The organism is Nostoc punctiforme PCC 73102, from assembly GCF_000020025.1.
Taxonomy (GTDB): domain Bacteria; phylum Cyanobacteriota; class Cyanobacteriia; order Cyanobacteriales; family Nostocaceae; genus Nostoc; species Nostoc punctiforme.
The window spans coordinates 138,390-161,455 of record NC_010632.1 but is presented as its reverse complement, the minus strand read 5'-3'; the positions used below and the strand labels follow the sequence as shown (position 1 = coordinate 161,455).

The window sequence follows — 23,066 nt, the reverse complement described above, 5'->3', positions numbered from 1 at the left end:
AACTGGGTTTTAGACCCAAAACTAAAGTTTTTATTAATTCTTCTTTTCCTCTACCCTCTGCCTTCTGCCTTTATTTGTAATATTAAAAACTGCACTTTAATATAAAACTATAGTAACAGCAGCTAGGATCATTTTTGTATAATTTTTCATTGCATTCAATCCTTTAATTAGAGTTAAACAACCTGTATGACTAAGGTTCTCGGATTGAATTATGGAGAATAAAAGTCAAGAACTCGGAAAGATTTGCTTCAATTTTAAAAATATGCCGCGTTCGCCTCAGTAACTAACAAGGTCATGAAAATATCAAGTTATTGAGATGAATCTTTCCGAGTTCTTGACCTTTGCTGCTTATAATCAGAAACCGATATTTCAGATAAATTTACACATGAATCCTTCAACTGATCCGGCTATAGCTATAGTTTTCATCAGTATTTTTGGCTTTAGTGGTCAGTTGCTTTGCATAAGAGCATGATTTTGCGATGGGCTACGCCCCGCCGGAGGCGATCGCTAAGTAACTCCTGTGGCTCCTGTGGAGTACTGCGTGTGGTAACTATGAGGAATGTAAATAAAATGCGTTTATCCCCGGTATTGGTGGCAGTGCTGGCAATTGCAGCTCCTTTGGGTAGCTGCGAGAGTGCAAATGCACAAACTGCTAATAGTCTGAAACAGACAACAAAGATTTTTACACTAGGAACAAATCAGCAGGCAGAAAAAGGCACTGCTCAAAGTCACTTCAGTCAAGGTCTAGAATTTCACCCTAATACAATAGGTATTCCAAATTCGGAGTATCTCAAGTCTCAATCAGTCAAAGCCTTAACAGTCAATTCAGCATCATTGGCTTCACCAGAGGTAGTAGTGCCAACCTCCACAATGGCACAAACCCTTCAAAGAAACCCAAACCTCACTCAACAACAAACACCTTCCCCGTCTCCTAGCACCACTCCTGGTGGGGAAAATGTCAAGCTACCTGCGGCGACACCTGTATCTCCCACAACTCCAAGAAATATTAAACCCAACACAGCCCCAGAAGCCAATGACCCCCGCGTACTGGTGTCGGAAGTAGTGGTTAAATCTCAGACAGGGCAACTATCACCAGAACTAGAAAACCAAGTTTACAGAGTAATTCGTACCCAACCAGGACAAACGACAACTCGCAGCCAACTGCAAGAAGATATTAACGCCATCTTTGGTACTGGCTTCTTCTCCAACGTCCAAGCATCGCCTGAAGATACCCCCTTGGGAGTGCGGGTGAGCTTTGTTGTACAGCCTAACCCTGTTCTTAGCAAAGTAGAAGTGCAAGCCAATCCTGGCACTGGTGTCGCCTCCGTATTACCAGCTAATACTGTCGATGAAGTATTTCGGGAGCAATATGGCAAAATCCTTAACTTGCGTGACTTGCAAGAAAGCATCAAGCAGTTAAACAAACGATATCAAGACAAAGGTTACGTGCTAGCCAACGTAATTGGAGCGCCCCAAGTCTCTGAAAACGGAGTTGTTACCTTGCAAGTAGCAGAAGGGGTAGTAGAGAATATTAGAGTCCGGTTCCGCAATAAAGATGGTCAAGAAACAGACGAAAAGGGACAACCAATTCGCGGACGGACACAAGCTTACATCATTACCCGAGAATTGGAGTTGAAGCCAGGACAAATATTCAATCGCAACACCGTGCAAAAAGACCTACAGCGCGTGTATGGACTGGGACTGTTTGAAGATGTAAATGTCTCCCTTGACCCTGGTACCGACCCCAGCAAAGTGGATGTAGTAGTGAACGTAGCTGAACGCAGTAGTGGTTCTATTGCGGCTGGGGCAGGGATTAGTTCTGCTAGCGGACTTTTTGGAACAGTTAGCTATCAACAGCAAAACCTGAACGGTAGGAACCAAAAACTGGGGACAGAAATACAGGTGGGAGAACGGGAACTGTTGTTTGACCTGCGATATACCGACCCCTGGATTGCCGGAGATCCCTACCGGACTTCCTATACAGCCAATATTTTTCGCCGCAGTTCCATTTCGTTGATTTTTGATGGCAAAAATAACAATATCAAAACCTTTGAACAGGGGAAGACCGATGGCGATCGCCCCCGTGTCCTCCGTCTAGGTGGCGGTGTCACCTTTACTCGTCCCCTGAGCAATAATTCCTACAAAAATTCTGAATGGACGGCTTCAGCAGGTTTGCAGTATCAACGAGTTTCCACCCGTGATGCCAATGGCAACATCAGAAAAGAAGGAACGGTGTTCAAGAATGGAGTACCCACAGAACGAGTTCCACTTAGTGCATCTGGACAAGGTGAAGACGATTTGCTGCTGTTGCAACTAGGGGTACAACGCGATCGCCGTAACAACCCCTTACAACCGACTAGCGGTTCTTATCTCCGCTTCGGAGTCGATCAGTCAGTACCAGTGGGACTAGGCAATATTTTTCTCACCAGGTTACGAGGTAACTATAGCCAATATTTCCCTGTCAACTTTATTAGTCTTACCAAAGGCCTACAAACTTTAGCATTTAACTTGCAAGGTGGAACTATCCTTGGTGACTTGCCTCCTTACGAAGCCTTTACCCTTGGTGGTAGTAACTCCGTCCGGGGTTATCAAGAAGGAGGATTAGGTAGTGGACGTAGTTATATACAAGCATCTACCGAGTATCGCTTCCCAGTTTTCTCAGTCGTCAGTGGCGCACTATTTTTTGATATCGGCAGCGATCTGGGAAGTAGTACCAGATCAGCTGAGGTGCTGAACAAAAACGGTACTGGCTACGGTTATGGTCTTGGTGTGCGCGTACAATCGCCACTGGGGCCAATTCGCATTGACTACGGCATCAATGGCGACGGTGACAACCGCATCAATTTTGGTATTGGCGAAAGGTTTTAAGTTATTAGCAGTTAGCGATAAATAGCAAATAATCGCTGACTGTCCTGGTTTCTAATTGTGATTTTTAAACTTTCTGGAATAATCCAAAAATAATGTCTTTTCTTCTCAAAAAGCCAATTCTTTCCGCATATATACGCTCCAAATTTTTATCCACCCATTACTATCCTGAAGCCAATTTGCGGACTAGACAGAGATATCTACGACAATTTGGCAACATTTTGCCGACAGGAATATTCAACTTATCAGATTATCTTCAGCGTCCGCAGCCCGCAAGACCCTGGAATAGATGTGGTCAAACAAATTATCCGAGACTTTCCGAAACTGGATATTCATTTAATAATCTGCGATCGCATTATTGGTACAAACCTAAAGGTGAGTAATCTGGCAAATGCTTTATCTTTCGCCAAATACGAAATCCTAGTTATTGCTGATAGCGATATCCGAGTTGGGGAAGACTACTTGCAGCGAGTTGTTCAACCGTTACATAATAAGAATGTTGGTGTTGTCACCTGTTTATATCGTTCCGTAGCACGGGGATGGGTAGAAAAGTTAGAAGCAGTTGGGACTGCTTGTGATTTTCACGCAGGTGCTATTACCAGCAAACAGTTAGAGGGTATGAAGTTCGCACTTGGTTCAACGATTGTAATTCGTCAAGAAGTGCTAAAAGCAATCGGGGGATTTGAAGCGATCGCCGATTATCTCGCAGACGATTTTCAACTTGGCTATCTAACTGCCAAAGTCGGTTACAAGGTCATGCTTTCTGACTATATATAGCAATCCTAAATCATTTGTGAGAAATTACCGTACTCATTCAGCTTAGGAAAGTCAAAAATTTGACCATTGACGGCTAGCTCAAATAATGCTTTAACTACAGAAAAAGAATGACAGAAAAAATAAAACTCTCTAATCAATTTTTTCGCTTGTAACCAAATATCTTCTACGGGATTTTGTTGTGGAGCATTTGGGGCAAAGCGTTTACAAGTTATCAACCATTGTTCCTGTTCAAGCTGACGATTCAAAGAGTCTAAATAGTCTTGAATTGCATTGGAACGATGATAAGAAGCTCCATCCCAAATTATTAAAAGATTAGCTCCTGGACGCTGTGATTGAAGATATTCCAAGAAATTTATCATGTTTTGGGAGTCTCCTTTTTTAGCTGCGTAAGTTATAAATTCGTGGGTTTTGTAGTCTATAGCACCAAAATATGTTTGCTTGTCACGAGCGTTTACAACTGGAACTGATATGCGTTCGCTAGTTTTTCCCCAAACATATCCACAGATATCACCCCACAACAGATGACATTCATCAACCATGAATACCACTAACTTTCCTGACTCGATTTCAGAACGTCTCGTTTCCAGTAACTCACAGATTTCTTTTTTTTTTGATGCTACTAATTCTTCGTCATACTTGGGGTTATGAGCTTGAGTTTTCTTCCAACTAATCCCAGCTGCATCAAATAAGTCGTAGTAGCTCTGTTTTGACTCAAACACTACCCCATACGAAGATGCTATCTCGTATTCTAGTTCGCTCAAATTCCACTTCTCTTTGGTTTTGAGCCATTCAATTACACAATAGCGCTGTTGTGGATTCAAAAATCCCTGACTTCCCTTGTATCTAAGCTTTAAGCCTTCTACTCCAAAAGTGAAAAATGCCTTTTTCCACTTACTTATAAATCCTGATGAAACATCTAATATCGATTGGATAGCAACATGAGTGTATCCTTCTAGCAGCATCTTGACTGCGAGTGCCCGTTGAATTTCTCGCTTATCTTGGCTATTTTCGATAAACTCTGATAGCGATCGCATCCACATTGATATTCCCCTACAATGGCTAATAATTATACCTTTAATCCTCTTACGTATTTTCTCACAACCCAGATAGGATTGCTATAGTAGAACACGTATTATTTGCTAACACTTTGATTGATTCTGTTCAGCATCAGGTTCGCTGGTTGCGTGGTATTCGAGTTTCTCGTCCTTGGGGTTATTTGGGACTAATTTTTACTTACGGTAACATCACTAGCTTAATACTAATGATGACTATAAAAGGGTCTATTTTTTGTTGGTTTTTGCTAGCTGTTACCTGGATAGTACGTTTAATAATGGGCTGGATTGTTGGTGTCAAATATCTTCAAGATTCGAGCGCCAAAAAATATTTTTGGCTTGTAATTTTACGAGACCTGATGAGTTTTACAATCTGGTGCTATTGTTTTTTTGGCACTACAATTGAGTGGCGGGGGTTGCAATTTAAGTTAACTAAAGACGGTAAAATTATACCTAAAGCAAAAGATATCACAGAACAGTTTGAGTTTAAATAGTTCTAAATCAACACCACCTATCGTTAATATTTCAACGGTAATCAATTTTAATCATTGTTTAGCGCTCTTTCATGTCTCTGAAGAGAGAAAAATAAGATACTGATCTTGAATCTTTGTCATCTCTTGCCTTCTATTCTTTGCTGCTAAATGCCAATTAGTCCAAACTCAAGTTGTTCAGCAAAGCCAAAAAATCCTTGTTTGGAACCAAGAACGGAAAAACAAGGTTTTGAATATTTTATAATGAGAGTAATAAAAGAGCGTTAGGCAGGCATAATTAAGGACATAAAAAGACTTGATACACCTTCATTAAGTTCAAAATAGCGTTAAATTTAAATTTAACTTACTAACTTATATTTTCGGTTGAGCTTTAAAGAAAATTTCGTGATGATTCAGCAAAAAACTTTTGAGAAACCGAGGTGGAAGAATTGTAGTTTGAGATTTATAAACTGTAATTGCTCGCTTTTTTTGTTCTAAAACAGAGTTAATACATAATCGATAAGCACCAGTTAAATCAGAAAATCTTAATTTGATAAATAATGGCGATAACCAAAATATCCAAATGGGATATTACAGTATTTCCAATTCTATTTGTGATTGTTCAACTGCGGCTTTAACGAATTTATAAGTACATTCGTGGTCTGGATGATTATCTTTTCGATGGGGAACATAAATTTCCCCTGGGTTAAAAGTTTGTATAAGCTCAACAAGATGCTTAATAGTATTTTGATATTGCTCATTACTTAGATGGTTTAGAGTGCCATCTATTAAGTCAAAAAAGTGAATATCTGATACTTCTACCCCTAAAATATGTAAAGCTGTTGTTGCTTCTTGTTTACGAACTTGAATAAGATTTTCTAGTGGTTGAACCCAGGGGATTGCTGTATGCGATTTTTGCCCATCGGTCAAAAAAATAACTTTAATCGGGATTCCCATTTCACGTTTAAGAGCAATTAAACCACCACAACCTAAAGTCTCATCATCTTGATGGGGGGGGAATATTATTGCTGATTTTTGATTAACTGACAAAGGCTGGCTTCTAAAGTTTAATAGCCATTGATGAATAATGTAAGCATGGATATAAAGAGGATTAAATATAGGAATATCACCCACTTTATAAAAAACTTTTGTCAGATACATGATAATTTGCATAGCATTTTAACGCTGAAATCGAGAAACGATCCGAAACACAGCTGGGACAAATATTAGAGTAAAAATAGTAGAAAGTGAAAGCCCACCGATAACGGCGATCGCTAGTGGCTTTTGCAACTCTGCTCCTGCACCTAAACCCAAAGCTAAAGGCAGTAAACCCAGAATAGTACAGAGTGTGGTCATCAAGATTGGTCGCAGCCTTACACGACCGGCTTCAAGTAAAGCAGATTCTATAGAGTGACCTTCTGAATGTAATCGGTTAGTATATTCCAACAAAATAATCCCGTTTTTTACCACCAAACCCACGAGCAAAATAATCCCCATAAACGATGAAACATTTAGGGGTGTTTGGGTAATCCACAAACTCAGCACTACTCCTAAAAGCGCTAAGGGAATTGTCGTAAAAATTACTAGTGGTTGTAATAAGTCACGGAACTGTATAACCAGCACCAGATAGACTAACAATACTCCCAAACCCATGACCATCAGTAATTGTGAGAAAGACTGCTGCTGAGAGGCAATTAATCCACCGACTGAAAGGATGTAGCCTTGAGGTAGCTTGAATCCGGCTAATTTTTTCTTGATATCTTGGACAACCGAACCGAGATCGCGTTTTTCCACACCACCTGTAAAGGAAACGTAACGCTGCTGGTTCTCACGCAAAATCGCTTCCTCGCCTGTTGTTGGTTTGATTGTAGCTAAGGCAGAAAGCGGTAATGTAGTGCCATTTGTACCGACAATTGGAATTTGGTCTATTTGTTGTGGATCTCGACGTACACTGTCTAAAAGGTGAACTCGCACATCTACTAACTTGTCACCCTGACGAATCTGAGTTGCTACCCGTCCAAACAAGCCATCCTGTACTTGCTGTGCAACGTCTGATTCTGTCAATCCTAACTGTCCGGCTTGTGTGGAATCAACGCGCATATCTAATTGCGGTAAGATCACTCCTCCACTAGATACCAAGTCTACCAAACCAGGAATATTATCAATGATGGTTTGAACTTGCTCTGCTAATTTACGCAGAATAGCTGGTTCTTCGCCAAAGATTCGCACTTCTACAGGACTAGCTGCACCAGAAAGGTCGTTAAGTTCATCTTGTAGGATTTGGTGAAAGTCAATATCTACCTGGGGTAACTTTTTAGAAATATCTTGCCGTTGAGTTTCGATTATATCAAAGACTTGGCGTTGACGTTGCCCCGGTGGCTTGAGGACGACAATGATATCACCTTTATTCGGCTGAGTCGCAAATAAACCATTTTCTGCACCTGTACGTCGCGTCCAATTTATTACTTCAGGGGTTTTGCCAATAATTTCTTCCAATTGGCGTGCGAGAAAGTCTGTTTCAGTTAAGGATGTTCCCGGCGGTGTGAGGTAATCAATGATGTAGCTGCCTTCATCAAAGGTTGGTAAAAAATCCGAACCTACCTGAGTAAATAATACTGCCCCGACTGCTAGTAGAGACAGTGCGATCGCACCAATCCAACGGGCTTTCCCAAACACAACACGCAATAGCCCCGTATAAGCATTGTCCAGCTTGACTAACAATTTGGGTTCTGAGTGATTTGACTTCTGCCGCAGCCAACTTGCTGCCAATAGAGGAGTGAGAGTCAGCGCTAACACCAGAGAGAAACCAACCGCAGCAGTTAAGGTAGTGGTCAGGCTAGTAAAAAACTGTCCGGCAACCCCTGATAACAATCCCAAAGGCAGAAACACTGCGACCGTAGTGATCGTGGAACTAATCACAGGTTCAGTTAATTCAGCCATTGCTGCGGCTACGGCTGTAGTTGAATCCAAGTCTTTTTGCAGTTGGCGATCGATGTTTTCAATTACCACAATGGCATCATCAATTACCAAACCAATCGCTACTGCTAGTCCTCCCAAAGACATGAGATTCAGACTTTGACCAACGAAGGATAGGACTCCAAAAGCAGCAAGTGCTGACAGAGGAATAGTGATGGCAGCAATTACTGTACTGCGCCATTCTCGTAAGAATACGTATAGTACAATGATAATTAGGACAATACCAATAGCAATTGAATCGCGGACATTAGCGATCGCGTCTACAACCAATCCGGATTCATCATAAGCTTTAGCGATTTGCACTCCTGGCGGCAAGCTTTCTTCCAGCAACTTAATTTCCTGCTGTACTGCCTCAGCTACAGCTACAACATTACTATTCGGTTGGCGGAAAATATTTAGTGTTAATCCTGGTTGACCCTTGGCACTAACAATTTGGGTGCGGTCAGCCTCACCGAGAGAAACTTGTCCCAAATCCTCTAAAAACACGGGTTTACCAGCACCTTTCGTTGTTACCACAATCCCTGTGAGTGCAGACGAGTCTATTGGCTGACCATTAGTAACTACTAAATTTTGTTGGTAGTTGCTATCTAGTTTACCTACTGCTTGATTCTGAGTTGAACGCCCAATCGTATCGGCAACTTGTGATAAGCTCAAACCATAATTTTGCAGGCGATTCGGGTCAACCTGCACCTCAACTTCCGGAATATTTCCCCCTTGAAGATTGACAAGGGCAACACCAGCAACCTTGGTTAAACGAGGCAAAATTTGATATTTAGCAATTGAATACAGGTCTGTTTGCGCTAAAGTGTCGGTAGTGACGTTGTAGCTGAGTACCGGAAAAATGGCGGGGGTAACTCGCTCAACCGTGAGGTTAACGCCAGATGGCAGGGTACTCCGTACTTCATTAATTTTAGCTTGCAATTGTTGGAGAGCTTGCTGCATATCGGTTGTGGGCTGAAACTCTATTGAGAGTTCTGTAGAGCCACGGGTAGTCTTTGAGCGTACCTTCTGGACACCATAAACTTGGTTGGTAGCTGCTTCTAAAGGGAGAGTGACGGTAAGGACTACCTGTTCTGGAGCAACATTCCCAGCTTCAGCAATCACGGCAATGCGAGGAAAGGATAATTCTGGATAAACTCCACTAGGCACATTACCATAAGCTAATATACCTAAAATCGCAATGAGCACAAAGATTAGATAAATCGCTTTTGCTTGGGATTGTAGTAGTTTGGTGAAGCGAATCATTGTTTCACCTCTTGTATAGCAGTGCCATCTGCCAAACCATAAGCACCTTTAGCTACCACTTTTTTATCGCCCATTAATCCTGACACAATCTCAACGCGGGAAGCAGAGCGATCGCCGCTGAGTAAATCGCTTTGCTGGATGCCAATTTGCACTTTTTTTCTTTCCAACTTCCCAGCTTTGACTGTATAAACCATACGTCCATTTGGATTTTCTGGGTCTGGAACCAACGCCGTTTGGGGCACTGTAATTGCGGCTTTATGAATATCTGTAGTAATAGACGCAGTAACAATTTGGTTCTCTTTTAACTGTCCGCCAGAATTCTCAACGCGGATTTGGATATTCCAGGTATTACTTTGGGGATCGACAATCGGACTAACAGCAGTGACAACACCGGAATAGCTGCTGCCAGTTAAACTAAGGACTTTGGCGCTTTGACCAACACGAATATTAGCTTTTTTGTCAGCGTTGATGTTGCCATTGACTATTACCTTTGATAAGTTCACGACCTGAATGACTGGTGTATTAGGGTCAGTGGTATCACTATTATTCAAAAAGCGGTTAGCTACAATTCCAGTGATGGGGCTGCGGATATCAGTAAAGCTGAGTTGAGTTTGGGCTTGATCGCGGGAAGCATTAGCCTGTTTCTCTTGAGCAATTGCAGCAGCAAGTTGAGCTTTGGCCGTTTCCACTTGAGATTGAGCGGCAATCACATCTTTATCGGGCGCGACTTGTTGTACAGCTGCTTGGGCAGTTACCAGAGCACCTTGAGCGGTTTCGATCTGATTTTGGGCAGCAATCAAGTCTTTTTTAGGTGTTATGCCTTCTTTAAAGAGTTGTTGTTGTCGTTGTAAGTTATTTTGAGCCAAAATGAGATTACTTTGAGCTTGAGCAACACCTCCTCTTGCTCCTTGGATACCGGGATCTGTTGCTTTTTGCGTCGGATTAAGAGCTTCGTTATAGAGACGGCGCGATCGCGCGAAATTTTTCTGTGCAAGTTCCAAATTAGTGCGTGCTTGAGCAACACCCGCTTGGGCTGAACGTAACGCTGCTGTTACTTGGTTTACCTGATCGAGATTCTGACGATTATCCAGACGAGCTATTATTTGCCCTTTAGTCACCTGTTGACCACTTACTACGGTAACAGCTACAAGTTTTCCCGCTACAGCTGGGCTAACTTTAGCATTTGCATTCGGAGAAGCGCTAACTGTGCCGCGAATGTTTACTACCACAGGTATATCCTGGCGTTGCACGTCAACAATAGGTAAGGATACTATAGGAGGGGTTTCAGTGGCTGTTGGGTCTTTTCCTTGACAACCAATTAGCAACAGCATCAGCAAGATAGTAGTAAAGATGTTTGGCAAGGGAAGTTTCCCCGGCAAACACCCCGATTGTTTAAGGTGTTTTGGGGGCATTGGTGTTGTAAATCACAGACAAGGGTAGATTGACGGCTTGCTCTAATGTGCCTAAAGCCGTTTGGTAGGAGAGGATATCAGTGTAGAAGTTATCAAACACAGCTTGCACAGACTGCTGTGTGAGTAAAGCATCACTCAAACCAGTTTGACCATACTCATAACTTTTGCGGGATAAATTAAGGACTTCTAGAGCTTGCGGTAATAAAACTGTGCGATCGCGTTCTAATACTCGTTGGGTACTCAAAACATTTTCGTAGGCTGTTGCCACCTCAGAATCCGTTTGTAATCCTAAAGCTGCGTTCTGTGCTTCAGACACAGAAAGATTAGCACGAGCTTGTCTGACTCCACTCCCTCCGCTATTGAACAAAGGCAGATCCACTCGCACACCCAAAATGACAGCTGTTGTCGTTGTAGGAGGTGGCGCACCAGATGTACTTAAACCAGGGTCCCAAACATAAGATGCTGCAAAGGTGATATCTGGAATACGGGCTGAATAAGCCACTTGAATCTGTTTATTATTAACTTGTATTTGTTGTTGAGCTAGAGCTAAATCTAATCGTGACGCTTTCGCTAACTTTTTTAACACGCTTAAATCTGGAAGCTTTGCTAAAGTAGCCAACTTTTGCTGTGAGTCTTTCACAGAAAATCGGAACGCCTTGCCATCCACTAAATTAATCGCTGTGTCAGTAGGTTGACCTAAAAGGGTATTAAGACGAATGGTAGCCTGACGAACGCGGTTAACTGCTGGTTCAAGTTTTTGTTGTGCTTGAGTAAATGCAAACTCAGCTTGGACAACATCTGCTCGTGCTACATCGTTTGCTTGAAAACGTATCTTAGCAATATCAACAAGTTGTTTGTTGATAGCAAGAGATTGTTCTGTATTCTGCTGCGCTCCTTGAGCGACCGCTAACTCTGCATAAGCCTGACGTACCTGAATACGAATTTGCCAACGTAAAGAGTCTAATTGTAACTGGGCTTGTTGCACCTCGGAGTTGGCTAAAGCTAGACGTGCTCCGCGTTTACCACCCAGTTCAATCGCTTGCTCGATACCAATAGTACGCTTAGTTTCAGCTTGACCAAAAGGTATATCTATTGCTAGTCGTGGATTTGATATAACTCCAGCGATGGCGACTCCTGCCTGAGTAACAGAAATACTGCGCTGTGCTGCCAGCAATTGAGGATTATTTGCTTCAGCTTGGTTTATTGCCGTCTCCAGGGTAAGGTTTGATACTCTAGCTGTCTGAGCAAAAACTGGCAAGGAAATGGATAAACATACTAGCGACTCAATTGTTATGCATAAAGACAATACTAATACACTTGACACCCGCAGTCATACTCCTGTTATCACAACCATCACGGCTAAAATTGCTGTTCAACTTTTTATCAAAAACACCTGTTAGTAAATTCGTAGCCGAAATACACCCACTGGGATATCTGCATTCAGCCCCACAAGCCTGACAGAAACTGGATAGAGCCAAGCATTAGAAGTCCCTGAGATTAAGACACGATTGAGATCAATGTTGAGTTCAGTTCCAGGAACTACCTGTTGAGGGAAAGCAATTGTAATGGTTCTGTCATTGACAGTAATATTGGCAGCAATTTTTTGACCAGACTGGTCAGATAAGTTAATGTCATTCCTTACAGTTAAACCTTGAGGTACAGCAATAGTCATCTGGGATAAAGCTCTGCTATCTTGGGGAATTTTTAGCTGAAAAGAATGTCTGACAACTTTTGCCTTCTTTTCAGGAAATTGCACTGCTCCAACAATCTCAGGAAATCTGCTAGTTTTCATCGTGGTTGAGCCATAGGCAGCAGATGATAAAGATGCAACTGTTAAAGTTAATGCAACAGCATGAATTAGCTTTTTCATGTTAACCTTCCTGAAAAATATAGTGAGCAAATTTACTCTGGATAATAAAACTTAAGAACTTGGAAATTTAGTCCAATATTATTGTCAAATTCCTCTAAAATCAGTTTTCTATATCGTTGAAGGTAGAGGTAGAGAAGATGCAAGCAAGAGGTGGATGTTGAGTTATGTTTTTCAACCATTGTTCAATAGCACAACTAAAACTCAAGTTTATGGTTATTAATCATTAATCTCTGGTAAGTAGTTGCACTTTACACACTAAAAGTAAAGAACTCGAAAAGATTTACTCAAATTTGTTATGCGTAGGTTTACTGTGCTTTTACCCATTGCATGACCAAATTGTGAACCATACTGTGACCAAAAGTGTCACTTAAAGGATAATGTGGTTCTTAGCAACTTTTGGTGATCTAGGTTGGGGGAAGGCAGAGGGCAGTCCCAATGAAAAAATTTCATCACCATGAATGAAAATGTGGTAATTTCCAAGATAAGGCTGATACAAGCGAGGTTGTTTCCTTATTAGAGCACTAGAGCCTGAAGGGCAGTCTAACCTAGATATCGAGAGGAATTACCAATTGTCGCCACTGAGCAATTTTTGAGGTTTTAGTGAGCACGCAAGTCAGAATCTACTATTTAGATATCCACGTATTAGTCGAACTGCGGAGATTATTGTCTCTGAAATCGGCATGGATATGAGCCGTTTTCCAAGTGCTGAACATTTAGCTGCTTGGGCTGGGGTTGCTCCTGGTAACTACGAAAGTGCTGGTAAAACGCTTTCAACTAATACCCGTAAAGGCAATCGTTCCTTACGAACAATTCTGGTTCAAGCTGCTCATGCCCTAGCTCATACTAAAACTTACCTTGCTGCTCAGTTTCGTCGTATTAGTGGGCGAAGAGGCAAAAAACGCGCAGCTGTTGCTGTTGCACATTCTATTTTAACGATCGCATATCATTTAATATCGCGCCAAGAACCTTATAAAGATTTAGGAGCTGATTATTTTGACAAACAACGACCGGAAAGTGTCAAGAAACGCTTGGGTTTTGCGCTTAGAAAAGCTTGGTTATCAAGTTAATCTTGAGCCTGTTCCAGTTGCAAGTTAGACCCACAATTAATGTTTCAGTTTAGGCTGTCGTCATTGAACGACTTCAGCCACATATCCTTCTTGGTTTTTAGCCAAAGTTTGATTTTCAAGTCAGAAGGGAATTGGACGGGGATTCTGACCCCACCCAATTGCAGACCACTGAAATTCAAAACTTAGGTGGGGGTCTTAAACCCTTTTTGGCAGAGAGTACAGACGGATTGACTGCACGGGATAGCAGTAGCAATAATTATGTAGTTGGTAAAAGGTGATAGAAGTCCCTATGATGGCGATTTGGTGTATTGGAGTACCAGGTTAGGTAGACATCCTGAAGTTTACAGGAAAACACCGATATGGGCGTGTCTTAGCTAAAGCAAGTTTTGCTGTGACCAGAGAGCTGCCTGGATGCGATCGCGCATCTCCAGTTTGTTCAAAATTTGGGTAACATAATTTTTCACTGTTCCTTCACTTAAATGCAGTTCCTGTGCAATTTCTTGATTATTTCTACCTTGACCGACCAATTTTAACACCCCAATTTCTCGTTTGCTCAGTAAGTCCTGATAGGAATTGGGTGAAGGTTGTGAAGATTTTAGTTGGGAAAAAACTTTAAGGGCAATTGTTGGCCCCAATTGGCTGTAGCCTTGAGAAACTGAGCGAATGGCAGAGGCAATCTCTTGAGCCGGAGTGCGTTTGAGCAGGTAGCCTAATGCGCCCATTTGGAGTGATTGCAAAATATATTCATCATCATCAAACGTGGTTAAGACCAAAATCCGAATCCAGGGATAATGTTGATGGATCTCGCGGGTTGCCTGCACACCGTCACAAACAGGCATACGCACATCCATTAAAATCACATGGGGTTGGAGCGCCTTCGCTCTGGCGATCGCTTCCAAGCCATTTCTTGCCTGCCCAACCACCTCTAAATCGGTTTCAACCGAAAGTAAAGCGACTAATCCCTGCCGAAAAATATCTTGGTCATCCACAAGCAACAGACGAATCATAGGGGAAGTCTGACTTGAATTTGTGTTCCCTGCGCGAGGGCGGTTTTGAGTTCAAGCTTACCACCTAGAAGTTGTACTCGCTCTACCATGCCTTGGATGCCAAATCCTATATGTAACTTTTCCGGGTCAAAACCAACGCCGTTATCCTTGATATTGAGGACGATCCCCTCCGACGTTAACCGTCCACAAAAATTAACTTGAGAAGCGTGAGCGTGCTTTTGCACGTTAACCATGCCTTCTTTAACAATGCAGTAGATTTGATAGCTTTTGTGAACGGAAAGCTTAGGGAGATTGACCTGCCATTCAACTTGTAGAGCCGAGTTGTGACGCACCTGTTCCATCAGCGCAGTTAAGGCTTGATTGAGATCAAAGTCGGACTGACGCATCCGAGCTAAGGCTTGGCTTACATCCTCAATACACTGCCCAGCAAGTATTTTTGCAGTATCAACTGCCTGAAATGCCTGTTCGAGATTACGGAACCGCAACTGTTGGGCGACTGCAAGTTGAATATCGAGGTCAGTTAGGGTATGCCCCAGCGAGTCATGAATCTCGCGAGCAATCCTGGTTCGTTCCAGTGTTGCAGCCAGTGTTTCAACCTGCTCCGATAGTTCCTCTACCCGTTGGCGGCTTTTCTGCTCTGCAATTAGCATCGAGTTAAACATGATCACAAAGAAACTGGCAGCGGTATAAACCGCTAAAGTGCTGATCATAATATTTAGGGAATTGTCAGAGTTTACTCCAGACACAGAAGCGATCTCAAGAGAGGATTTTGCTCGCTCGACCTCCGCAAAATATTCGCTGATTACCCAAGGCATTGCGGTGAAAGCAGTGATGATAATCGTCATGCGACGATTCAATAGAAAGTAGCTCTTGGAAATATAGAAAAACAAAAATAGACCGAGGTCAATTCCAACACGTCTAGCCCACACCGTTATCGTGAGTCCTAGAACGATATAGCTAAAGCGTTGCCAGTAGGGGCGTTCACACGGGAACAACCAACCCAGGACGAACAAAATCCCATAAAATCCAAGCAGGGTAGGCAGGCTATCCTCTGGTCTACTCAGCCACACTCCAAAATGAACGGTGATGAAAATCCACTCCAGATATCGAAAAGTCCGGGGAAGAGAGCGAAGGAATATCATCACTGAAATTTCTATGGGTTAAAATACTTGCTATTTTGGATTCTACCGTTTTGCTTGTGCGACTTTAGCAGAGAGATCAGCTAAAAAACTTCACATGGCTTTTAGGCTTAAGCCAAACAGAAACCCCTCAGTAAACTAGTCTATACGCGCAAATTGAAGCACAGCAACAGTTGTATCTGCTGAAGATGCATTGCTCATACCATAAGGAAAACGATAAAACTCTATTTTGAGGCGAGGCAGCATAACAGAGCAATGATATCTCCGGGCACTGAAACAACACCCTAGTTGTTTGCCCTCATAACTGTACCGTATCTGCTCCTGCCGTGGGTATGACCCCAGTCATGTTTTTTCGTGCGTCTTGGGAATATTGTCGCACGGCATTCTTGACTACATTAGCAACTAATGCACTCGTTTGAAAATAATTCAAACAGTAGCTTGACCGTGACAGTTGGCGAACTGAGAAATTAAACAGGGCAAGTTTGTCCATTTTCATCTGAAGGTAAATAAATTCATGCAAGCATTGTGTAACAGAATTCAAGCAGCAGTTGGCACATTATTACCAATTGCTGTGATGGTTTCAGGTAGCCTGCCTAGCTTTGCAGCACCAACCCGCAGCTTACTACCAGCAGGGGTAATGTCCATTAACCTCAGTAGAGAACTCATGTCTTCCTCAAAGGCTGAAGCACTACCTAAAAGTAACTTAGTAATTACGGTTCAGGGATTGAAGAGCCAGCGAGGACAAGTATGTCTAAGTTTGTTTGCCAATGGACGAGGGTTTCCAGATAGAGAAACTGATGCTGTGCAAGCTCGCTGTGTCAAAGTCACCAGCATTTCTTTAGTTGTCGCATTTGAAAATTTGCAGCCAGGAAGCTATGCGGTGGCCGCTTTTCACGATGTCAATGGAGACGGCAAGCTCAAACGAAGCGTGTTTGGCATTCCGACTGAAGAATTTGGCTTTTCTCAAAATCCTCAAATTGTGGCAGGCCCACCCAAGTTTGGAGATTCGGCAGTCTTTGTCGTTGGCTTAGAAACAGACATTCAAATTAAGTTGCAGTCTTTCTAGACCCTATAACCCTCTTCTGTCACTTTCCGGGTATTCTGAATAAAAGAATAAAAAAAGAAAACCTTGAAAGGTAAGTGGGGCAATGGATGTAGAGTTACAAATACTGAAACATTTGGCAAGAGATGCCCACCCAACAGTTGCCATCATATAGCAATCCTAAATCATTTGTGAAAATCAATCATACATAAATATTTTTGGGAAATTAAATATTTCATGGTGAACAGCGAGTTCAAATAAACGCTTGACAATAGTAAAAGATTTACATAGATGATAAAATTCTCTAATAAACTTTTTAGCAGACAACCAAATATCTTCCACTGGGTTTTGTGTCGGGTCATTAGGAGCGAAGCGAATACAAGTAACTTTCCATTCGTTCTCGTTTAGCCCCTGATTTACAGATTTTAAATAATCTTGAAATTCAACTGAACGGTGATAACTAGCACCATCCCAAATCAAAGCTATACGGCTTTTCGGATATTGAGTAAGTAAGTATTCTACGAATGCAATTGCCGATTTAGAATCACCTTTTTTGAACGGCTTAATTAAAAATTCTTGTGTGTAATAATTCAGTGCGCCAAAGTATGTCTGTCTTTGTCTTTCGTTAAGAACTGGAACTTCAATTCTTTCTTGAGTATTACCCCAAATATAACCACAAATGTCTCCCCACAACAAATGACACTCATCCTCAAAAAATACAACCATTTCTCCAGACACAATCTCACTTTTATGTGCATTAAGCCATGCTGTAATTTCTAGTTTTTTTTGCTACTAACTCCTCGTCTTTGCGTGGGTTCTTTTTTTGTGTTTTTTTCCAACTTATAGATGCTTCTTTAAATAGGTCATAATAGCTTTGGTTTGACTCAAATGCTATATTAAAACTTGATTCTATGTACTTTTTTAGTTCATTTAAATGCCAGTAATCTTTTTGTTTAAGCCATTCAATCACTGTTTGTTTTTGTTTGCTATCAAGATAACCCCTCGAACCTTGATATTTAAGTTTTAACCCTGCAACCCCCTGTTCCACAAAAATATATTTCCACTTATTGACAAAACCTAAAGATACGTGCAAAATTTCTGTAATTTGAGAATGAGTGTAACTTTCCATCACCATTTGTACAGCCAGTGCTCGTTTCAGTTCTCTTTTATCTGGGTTCCCTTGGATAAAATCTATCAATTCTTTCATATAGGGAGTTGTATATTTTCTATATTAATTAGATCCAGCTTATCGTTATGTGTAATTTTTCACAACTCATTTAGGATTGCTATAGATGAATATTGTGCAGATTATAAAGACCTATTTAAGGAAGTAAGAAATTATGAGTGTTTCAAATATTTACACTTAGGAATCATATCAACAATAAAAAGGAAATCATTACCAGAGATAGCGAAGGTAGTAAGTATAAACTCAGCCCAATCATTACATCATTTCCTGGCAAATTCAGATTGGTCAGTAGATGAATTAAAACAACGAAGATTAAATAAACTTAAGCAAGTATTGAATGGTCAGGCGATTACAGTAGTAATAGATGAAACTGGAGATAGAAAAAAAGGTAAAAAGACTGACTATGTGGCGAGACAATACTTAGGAAGTGTGGGAAAAATTGATAATGGAATAGTTTCAGTCAATGCTTATGGAGTTTACTCTAATATAACCTTTCCATTAATGGTAAAAGTGTTTAAACCAAAAGGGACGCTGAAAGAGGGAGATAAATATAAAACTAAAATAGAGTTAGCGTCAGAAATGATTACAGAGTTAATGGAAGAGGGCTTTCAGATTGAACTGGTACTGGCAGATAGTTTATATGGTGAAAGTAGCCAATTTATTAGAAAACTGGATGAATATAACTTAGCCTATGTGGTAGCAATTAGAAGTAATCATGGAGTCTGGTTGCCAGCAGGGCAAAGTGTTAGAGCAAACAATTGGTGTAAATTTGAGAGAACATTTAGTAATCAAAAATCAGAGACTAGATACATTAGAGAAATAATTTATGGTAAAAAAAGAACCATAACTTACTGGGAAATAACTACTGACCCAGAAACCATGCCAGAAAATTCTACCTCCTTCGTGATGACGAATCTTCAAGGGAATTTGAAAAAGACTTTAGGCGACTTATATGGATTAAGAACCTGGGTTGAATATGGTTTTCGACAGTGTAAACAAGAACTAGGCTGGACAGATTATCGTTTCACAAATTTTCAACATATTGAGAGGTGGTGGGAGATTATTTTTTGCGTTTACACGATGATTAGTTTGAATTCTCCAGCCTTGTTAGCCTTAAATCAATCTCGCCAAATTGAGGCTGAGGGGCAAAGAACTAGTCATATTGACTTTTCTAATCATCAACAATGGAATCATGAATCTGGATGGAAGAATGTTTTAAATAATCTGCGTCTAATCGTCCAACCACTCTTACTATTTTGGTTGATTTATCCTTGGCTCGATATTTTCCCTAATTCACAGTTATTACTGGGATTCAATCATTTAATTGCAGCCATGAATCAATTTAAACCCTGTTATGCTTCTGGATGATTTAGCTTCTTTACTACTTGCTTATTCCGGAAAGTGACAGAAGAGGGATAAGTAAGTCGGTGTGAATATTTATCATCAGGTTTAGGCAAGAGGCAGGAAGCAGAAGGCAGGGAGAAAGAGGGTTTTAGCCCACTTTACTTTTATTAACATAGTTTGGTTTTTCCCACCTGTTCTACTTACTTTATAAAATCAAGCGCATTAGGTACTATCGCCTCAATACTAAAGATGTCTGTCGTGTTCACCCAACAGGTATTGGAGTATCGGCAGATGCAGCGCCAGGAGGGGGAACACAAATAATATTTAAATGAAAAAGAAGCGTCCTACTGGTTTAGTAGCAATCGTAATCTATAAGGGCTTTGTTGCTTTACTACTGGCTACAACATCCCTCGTTTTACTTTTAGCTTTGAGAAATCACGCAGCTCTCGTAACGCTCTCTCAATCGTATGTTTTAGAAGGAAAACTGGAGATTATTGAATGGTCATTAGAAGAAGTTATCAATGTCAAACATTCGACGTTAAAGTTTAGTGGTATAGCTATAGGACTTTATGCCTTAGTAACTGCAATTGAATCTGTAGGTTTATGGTATGAAACAACCTGGACAAAGATATTAGTTATTGGATTAGTTAGTATTAGTATGCCTCCCGAAATATATGAGTTAATTAAAGGAGTAACAATTTTAAAACTTTTAGTCTTTCTAGTTAATCTAGCTGGATTATGGTATTTGATAAGGCATTTTTATAAACATTAATTAAGTGAGCCTGCTGGGAAACGCACTGTAAAACAACTACCAATTCCCAATTGACTTGTGACAGTAATTAGTCCACCGTGATTCTGAGCAATAGCTTGGGCAATAGCCAATCCCAAACCAGAACCACCAGAATTATAAGAACGTGATTTATCTGCTCGCCAAAAACGCTCAAAAATATTTTCTAAATCTTTTGGTGCAATTCCTACACCTGTATCTTGGACATTAACTACTATATCGGAAACAGAACGATTAGCTATGATTTCTACTATTCCTTCTGACGGTGTGTAATATATAGCATTTTGAATTAAATTAGTAAATAACCGTGTTATCTGATTTGGATCACATAACAGATCAATCTTTTCAGTCAATTGACTTTTCAGATGAATTTGTTTAGCGAGCGCTTGCGGCTGATGTAGTTGCACTAAATTATTTAAAATTGAACTAAGATTAACAGTTTCTTTACTCTGCTTAGGAATATTATCATGACGAGCTAAAAATAGTAAGTCTTCTGTAAGCCGAGTCATTTGGTTAGTAGCACTAGAAATAGCCTGAAATTTTTCTACGTCAGTTTCTCGCATTCCTTCTGGATACTTTAGTGCTACCCCTACATTACTCTTAATTGCCATTAAAGGACTGCGGAGTTCATGGGAAGCATCAGCAGTAAACTGTTTTAACCGTTCAAAGCTTTCTTCAATTGGTTGCATTGCTTGACGAGTTAGCCAAACTCCACCAACACCACTAATAATCAAAGCTACAATAATTCCACCACCTAATCCAAAATCTAATTTATTTAAAGTTTCATCTAATTCTTCTAGAGATTGACTAGCTCTTACATATCCAATGAATTGTTTATCGTCACTACTAATAATTGGTAAAGTGACAGACTGGACACGATTTTTACCAACTGGATTAATTTGTTCTCCTTCTTTTACATGAACAGGTAATTTTAAAAGATATTGTCCCTGTTTTTCTATGAGATTACCTTTAGTATCAAACCAATTTAACTCTTGATGATTTTCAAATAATTTATCTTGAGGTAAGTCATTTTCAATTTTAATTCTACCGTTATCAAACTCAGCATTAGCAGCAGCAACTTGTGCTAATGCAGCAAGTTTTTGTGTTTGTTGTTTATAGAGGCTATGAATAAAGACAATCCGAACGGCAATTGCAAATCCACCTAAAATTAATGATAATACAATTAAATAAGACAACAGTAAACGACGGCGAATTTTTTCAAACATCAGTTAGATTTGCCCTTCTTTAGGACAAAGACGATAACCAATACCGTAGACGGTTTCAATAAAATCTTCTGAACTTCCTACCGCTCTGAGTTTCTTTCTTAAATTTGTTATATGAGTTTTAACGGTTTCTTCCCCAGATAATTTATCAAACTCCCACAATTTATCTAAAATTGCAGAGCGAGTTAAAACTTGAGTAGGATTTTTCAAAAAACATTCTAATATCATGTATTCTTTATGTGTTAATGATAAAGGCTTGTTGCCATAGGTTACATGACAATTCCTAGGGTCTAATTGTAAATCACCGTGCATTAAAATTAATTGGCGAGTTTCTTGGCTTCTCCGAGATAAAGCTCTAATTCGTGCTGCTAATTCTTCTAGATCAAATGGTTTAACTAAATAATCATCTGCACCAGCATCAAGTCCAATTATTTTATTTGGTGTTGTATCTCGTGCTGTCAGCATCAGAATAAAAGCGTTATAATTAGAAGCACGTAACCGTTTGCACAGAGTAATTCCATCTAAGCGTGGCAACATTAAATCTAATAAAATTAAATCATAATTCCCTGCTTGGGCATATTCCCAACCTTCAATCCCATCACAAGCAATATCAACAACATGATGCTGGTGTTTTAAATCTTCGGCTAAGGGTTTAGCGATGCGTTCGTCATCTTCAATTATTAAAATTCTCATCTCTCTATACTATTTATTTTGTATTTAACAAAAAATAGTCATCTGCCTGATTAAACGCATCACTCAATTGGGTGACGCACTTTTTTCTCGTTTCGCACAGAAAAGAATAGGACAACTGCCAGCAGAATAAAGGCGATCGCGGAAGCATATTCCCTTGGCAGTGATAGACCGCCACTTTTGACTGGTTTGGTCAGAAAATCTCCGAAGGTGGCTCCGAAGGGTCGCGTGAAGATGAACGCGAGCCAGAATAGGAGAACATCGCTCAACTTTGTTACGTAGTGAAGGGCGATGACAACACCAATGACGCTGGCCGTCACGAATGCGCCCTGGATATAGCTCAGTCCCAAGTTGCTTGTCAGAAAGTCACCAAAGGCGGTTCCCAAACTGTTGGAAAACACGACAGCTAGCCAATAGGTGGTCTCTGCGTCTTTCCTCACGATCGGATAAACGCTCAGATCCCGATCCCGGTAGTACCAGATAGCAAGAACGCTCAACAGACCAGCTACCAGGATAAGCGATCCCACTGCGTAGCCCAGCCCGAAAGATCGATCCATCAGGTCTGAAACTTCGGTTCCGGCTGTGGTTGTCGCGATGATGGCCGTCCAGTAAAGGGCTGGACGATATCTGTCGGATTGAATTTGAAAAAACAGGAGAATGGCCAGAATGGCGAACGTTATAGCAAAAGCTACGTAATACCCCAGCCCAAGAGACATTGAGATGAAGTCACCTGCTGTCTCGCCGAGCGTCGTGGCGATGATCTTCATGATCCAGAAGAAAATTGTGACTTTTGCAACTTTGTTCATTTCTTTTTCACAAGAAAAATAGTAAGTAATCATAGTTTAGATGAGCGCAGTCTGGTACAAACAACATCTGAACTTGAAGGCTCATCGTAGAGAGAAAAAGTCAAGAAC

20 protein-coding genes are annotated in these 23,066 nt (G+C 40.8%); 7 read left to right on the top strand and 13 right to left on the bottom strand.

Going from position 1 to position 23,066, the window contains the following annotated elements:
* Positions 1-570: 570 nt before the first annotated feature.
* Both NPUN_RS36015 and NPUN_RS36010 read left to right on the top strand, forming a co-directional pair.
* Complete coding sequence (locus tag NPUN_RS36015) at positions 571-2,868, top strand: BamA/TamA family outer membrane protein (protein ID WP_012413291.1); 2,298 nt, start codon at positions 571-573, stop codon at positions 2,866-2,868.
* A gap of 207 nt (positions 2,869-3,075) precedes the next feature.
* Positions 3,076-3,642: a glycosyltransferase gene (locus NPUN_RS36010; protein ID WP_336884960.1), complete on the top strand. Its 567-nt coding sequence runs from the start codon at positions 3,076-3,078 to the stop codon at positions 3,640-3,642.
* Between the two features lie 5 nt (positions 3,643-3,647).
* Here the strand turns inward: NPUN_RS36010 and NPUN_RS36005 are convergent, their stop codons facing one another.
* Positions 3,648-4,676 carry an IS630 family transposase gene (locus NPUN_RS36005; protein ID WP_012413290.1) on the bottom strand — a complete coding sequence of 343 codons (1,029 nt, stop codon included), beginning with the start codon at positions 4,674-4,676 and terminating at the stop codon, positions 3,648-3,650.
* Positions 4,677-4,789: 113 nt separating this feature from the next.
* Between NPUN_RS36005 and NPUN_RS36000 the strand changes: the two genes are divergently transcribed.
* Positions 4,790-5,188, top strand: coding sequence for a hypothetical protein (locus tag NPUN_RS36000; RefSeq protein WP_052304746.1), 399 nt, complete (start codon positions 4,790-4,792; stop codon positions 5,186-5,188).
* A 567-nt stretch (positions 5,189-5,755) separates the two neighbouring features.
* Here the strand turns inward: NPUN_RS36000 and NPUN_RS35995 are convergent.
* The 5 genes from NPUN_RS35995 to NPUN_RS35975 all read right to left on the bottom strand — a co-directional run bounded on the left by NPUN_RS35995 (position 5,756) and on the right by NPUN_RS35975 (position 12,667).
* Positions 5,756-6,337, bottom strand: a complete 582-nt coding sequence (locus NPUN_RS35995) for a PIG-L deacetylase family protein (RefSeq protein WP_012413289.1) — start codon at positions 6,335-6,337, stop codon at positions 5,756-5,758.
* 6 nt (positions 6,338-6,343) lie between these two features.
* Positions 6,344-9,385 carry an efflux RND transporter permease subunit gene (locus NPUN_RS35990; RefSeq protein WP_012413288.1) on the bottom strand — a complete coding sequence of 1,014 codons (3,042 nt, stop codon included), beginning with the start codon at positions 9,383-9,385 and terminating at the stop codon, positions 6,344-6,346.
* Positions 9,382-10,746 carry an efflux RND transporter periplasmic adaptor subunit gene (locus NPUN_RS35985; protein WP_041566687.1) on the bottom strand — a complete coding sequence of 455 codons (1,365 nt, stop codon included), beginning with the start codon at positions 10,744-10,746 and terminating at the stop codon, positions 9,382-9,384. The genes NPUN_RS35990 and NPUN_RS35985 overlap by 4 nt, the downstream gene beginning before the upstream one ends.
* Positions 10,747-10,777: 31 nt before the next feature.
* Positions 10,778-12,121 carry a TolC family protein gene (locus tag NPUN_RS35980; RefSeq protein ID WP_012413286.1) on the bottom strand — a complete coding sequence of 448 codons (1,344 nt, stop codon included), beginning with the start codon at positions 12,119-12,121 and terminating at the stop codon, positions 10,778-10,780.
* 72 nt (positions 12,122-12,193) lie between these two features.
* Positions 12,194-12,667: a DUF2808 domain-containing protein gene (locus NPUN_RS35975; RefSeq protein WP_012413285.1), complete on the bottom strand. Its 474-nt coding sequence runs from the start codon at positions 12,665-12,667 to the stop codon at positions 12,194-12,196.
* 686 nt (positions 12,668-13,353) lie between these two features.
* On the opposite strand from NPUN_RS35975, the gene NPUN_RS35970 reads away from it, so the two are divergent.
* Positions 13,354-13,734, top strand: coding sequence for a transposase (locus NPUN_RS35970; protein ID WP_167315726.1), 381 nt, complete (start codon positions 13,354-13,356; stop codon positions 13,732-13,734).
* Positions 13,735-14,108: 374 nt separating this feature from the next.
* On the opposite strand, the gene NPUN_RS35965 is transcribed toward NPUN_RS35970, so the two are convergent.
* From NPUN_RS35965 to NPUN_RS41355, 3 genes are all read right to left on the bottom strand, one after another.
* Positions 14,109-14,741, bottom strand: coding sequence for a response regulator transcription factor (locus NPUN_RS35965; RefSeq protein WP_012413284.1), 633 nt, complete (start codon positions 14,739-14,741; stop codon positions 14,109-14,111).
* Positions 14,738-15,883 carry a sensor histidine kinase gene (locus NPUN_RS35960; protein WP_012413283.1) on the bottom strand — a complete coding sequence of 382 codons (1,146 nt, stop codon included), beginning with the start codon at positions 15,881-15,883 and terminating at the stop codon, positions 14,738-14,740. Before NPUN_RS35960 ends, NPUN_RS35965 begins: the two co-directional genes overlap by 4 nt.
* Before the next feature lie 295 nt (positions 15,884-16,178).
* Positions 16,179-16,370: a hypothetical protein gene (locus NPUN_RS41355; RefSeq protein WP_148220500.1), complete on the bottom strand. Its 192-nt coding sequence runs from the start codon at positions 16,368-16,370 to the stop codon at positions 16,179-16,181.
* 24 nt (positions 16,371-16,394) lie between these two features.
* Between NPUN_RS41355 and NPUN_RS35955 the strand changes: the two genes are divergently transcribed.
* Positions 16,395-16,946, top strand: coding sequence for a DUF2141 domain-containing protein (locus tag NPUN_RS35955; RefSeq protein ID WP_012413282.1), 552 nt, complete (start codon positions 16,395-16,397; stop codon positions 16,944-16,946).
* Between the two features lie 174 nt (positions 16,947-17,120).
* Here the strand turns inward: NPUN_RS35955 and NPUN_RS38125 are convergent.
* A protein-coding gene (locus tag NPUN_RS38125) for an IS630 family transposase (protein WP_148220499.1) occupies positions 17,121-18,129 on the bottom strand; the annotation gives its coding sequence in 2 pieces (ribosomal slippage) (positions 17,121-17,709 and positions 17,708-18,129; 1,011 coding nt in all).
* An 81-nt stretch (positions 18,130-18,210) separates the two neighbouring features.
* Between NPUN_RS38125 and NPUN_RS35940 the strand changes: the two genes are divergently transcribed.
* Positions 18,211-19,476, top strand: a complete 1,266-nt coding sequence (locus tag NPUN_RS35940) for an IS701-like element ISNpu6 family transposase (RefSeq protein ID WP_419788455.1) — start codon at positions 18,211-18,213, stop codon at positions 19,474-19,476.
* 304 nt (positions 19,477-19,780) lie between these two features.
* Positions 19,781-20,224 carry a DUF2127 domain-containing protein gene (locus tag NPUN_RS35935; protein WP_012413281.1) on the top strand — a complete coding sequence of 148 codons (444 nt, stop codon included), beginning with the start codon at positions 19,781-19,783 and terminating at the stop codon, positions 20,222-20,224.
* Here the strand turns inward: NPUN_RS35935 and NPUN_RS35930 are convergent.
* Genes NPUN_RS35930 through NPUN_RS35920 form a run of 3 tightly spaced genes read right to left on the bottom strand, consistent with a single transcriptional unit; the run spans position 20,221 to position 22,958 of the window.
* Positions 20,221-21,465, bottom strand: a complete 1,245-nt coding sequence (locus NPUN_RS35930; RefSeq protein ID WP_012413280.1) for a sensor histidine kinase — start codon at positions 21,463-21,465, stop codon at positions 20,221-20,223. The genes NPUN_RS35935 and NPUN_RS35930 overlap by 4 nt on opposite strands.
* A 3-nt stretch (positions 21,466-21,468) precedes the next feature.
* Positions 21,469-22,155: a response regulator transcription factor gene (locus NPUN_RS35925; protein ID WP_012413279.1), complete on the bottom strand. Its 687-nt coding sequence runs from the start codon at positions 22,153-22,155 to the stop codon at positions 21,469-21,471.
* Between the two features lie 59 nt (positions 22,156-22,214).
* A complete protein-coding gene (locus NPUN_RS35920; protein WP_041566721.1) occupies positions 22,215-22,958 on the bottom strand; it encodes a COG4705 family protein in 744 nt (247 codons plus the stop codon).
* Positions 22,959-23,066 lie beyond the last annotated feature (108 nt).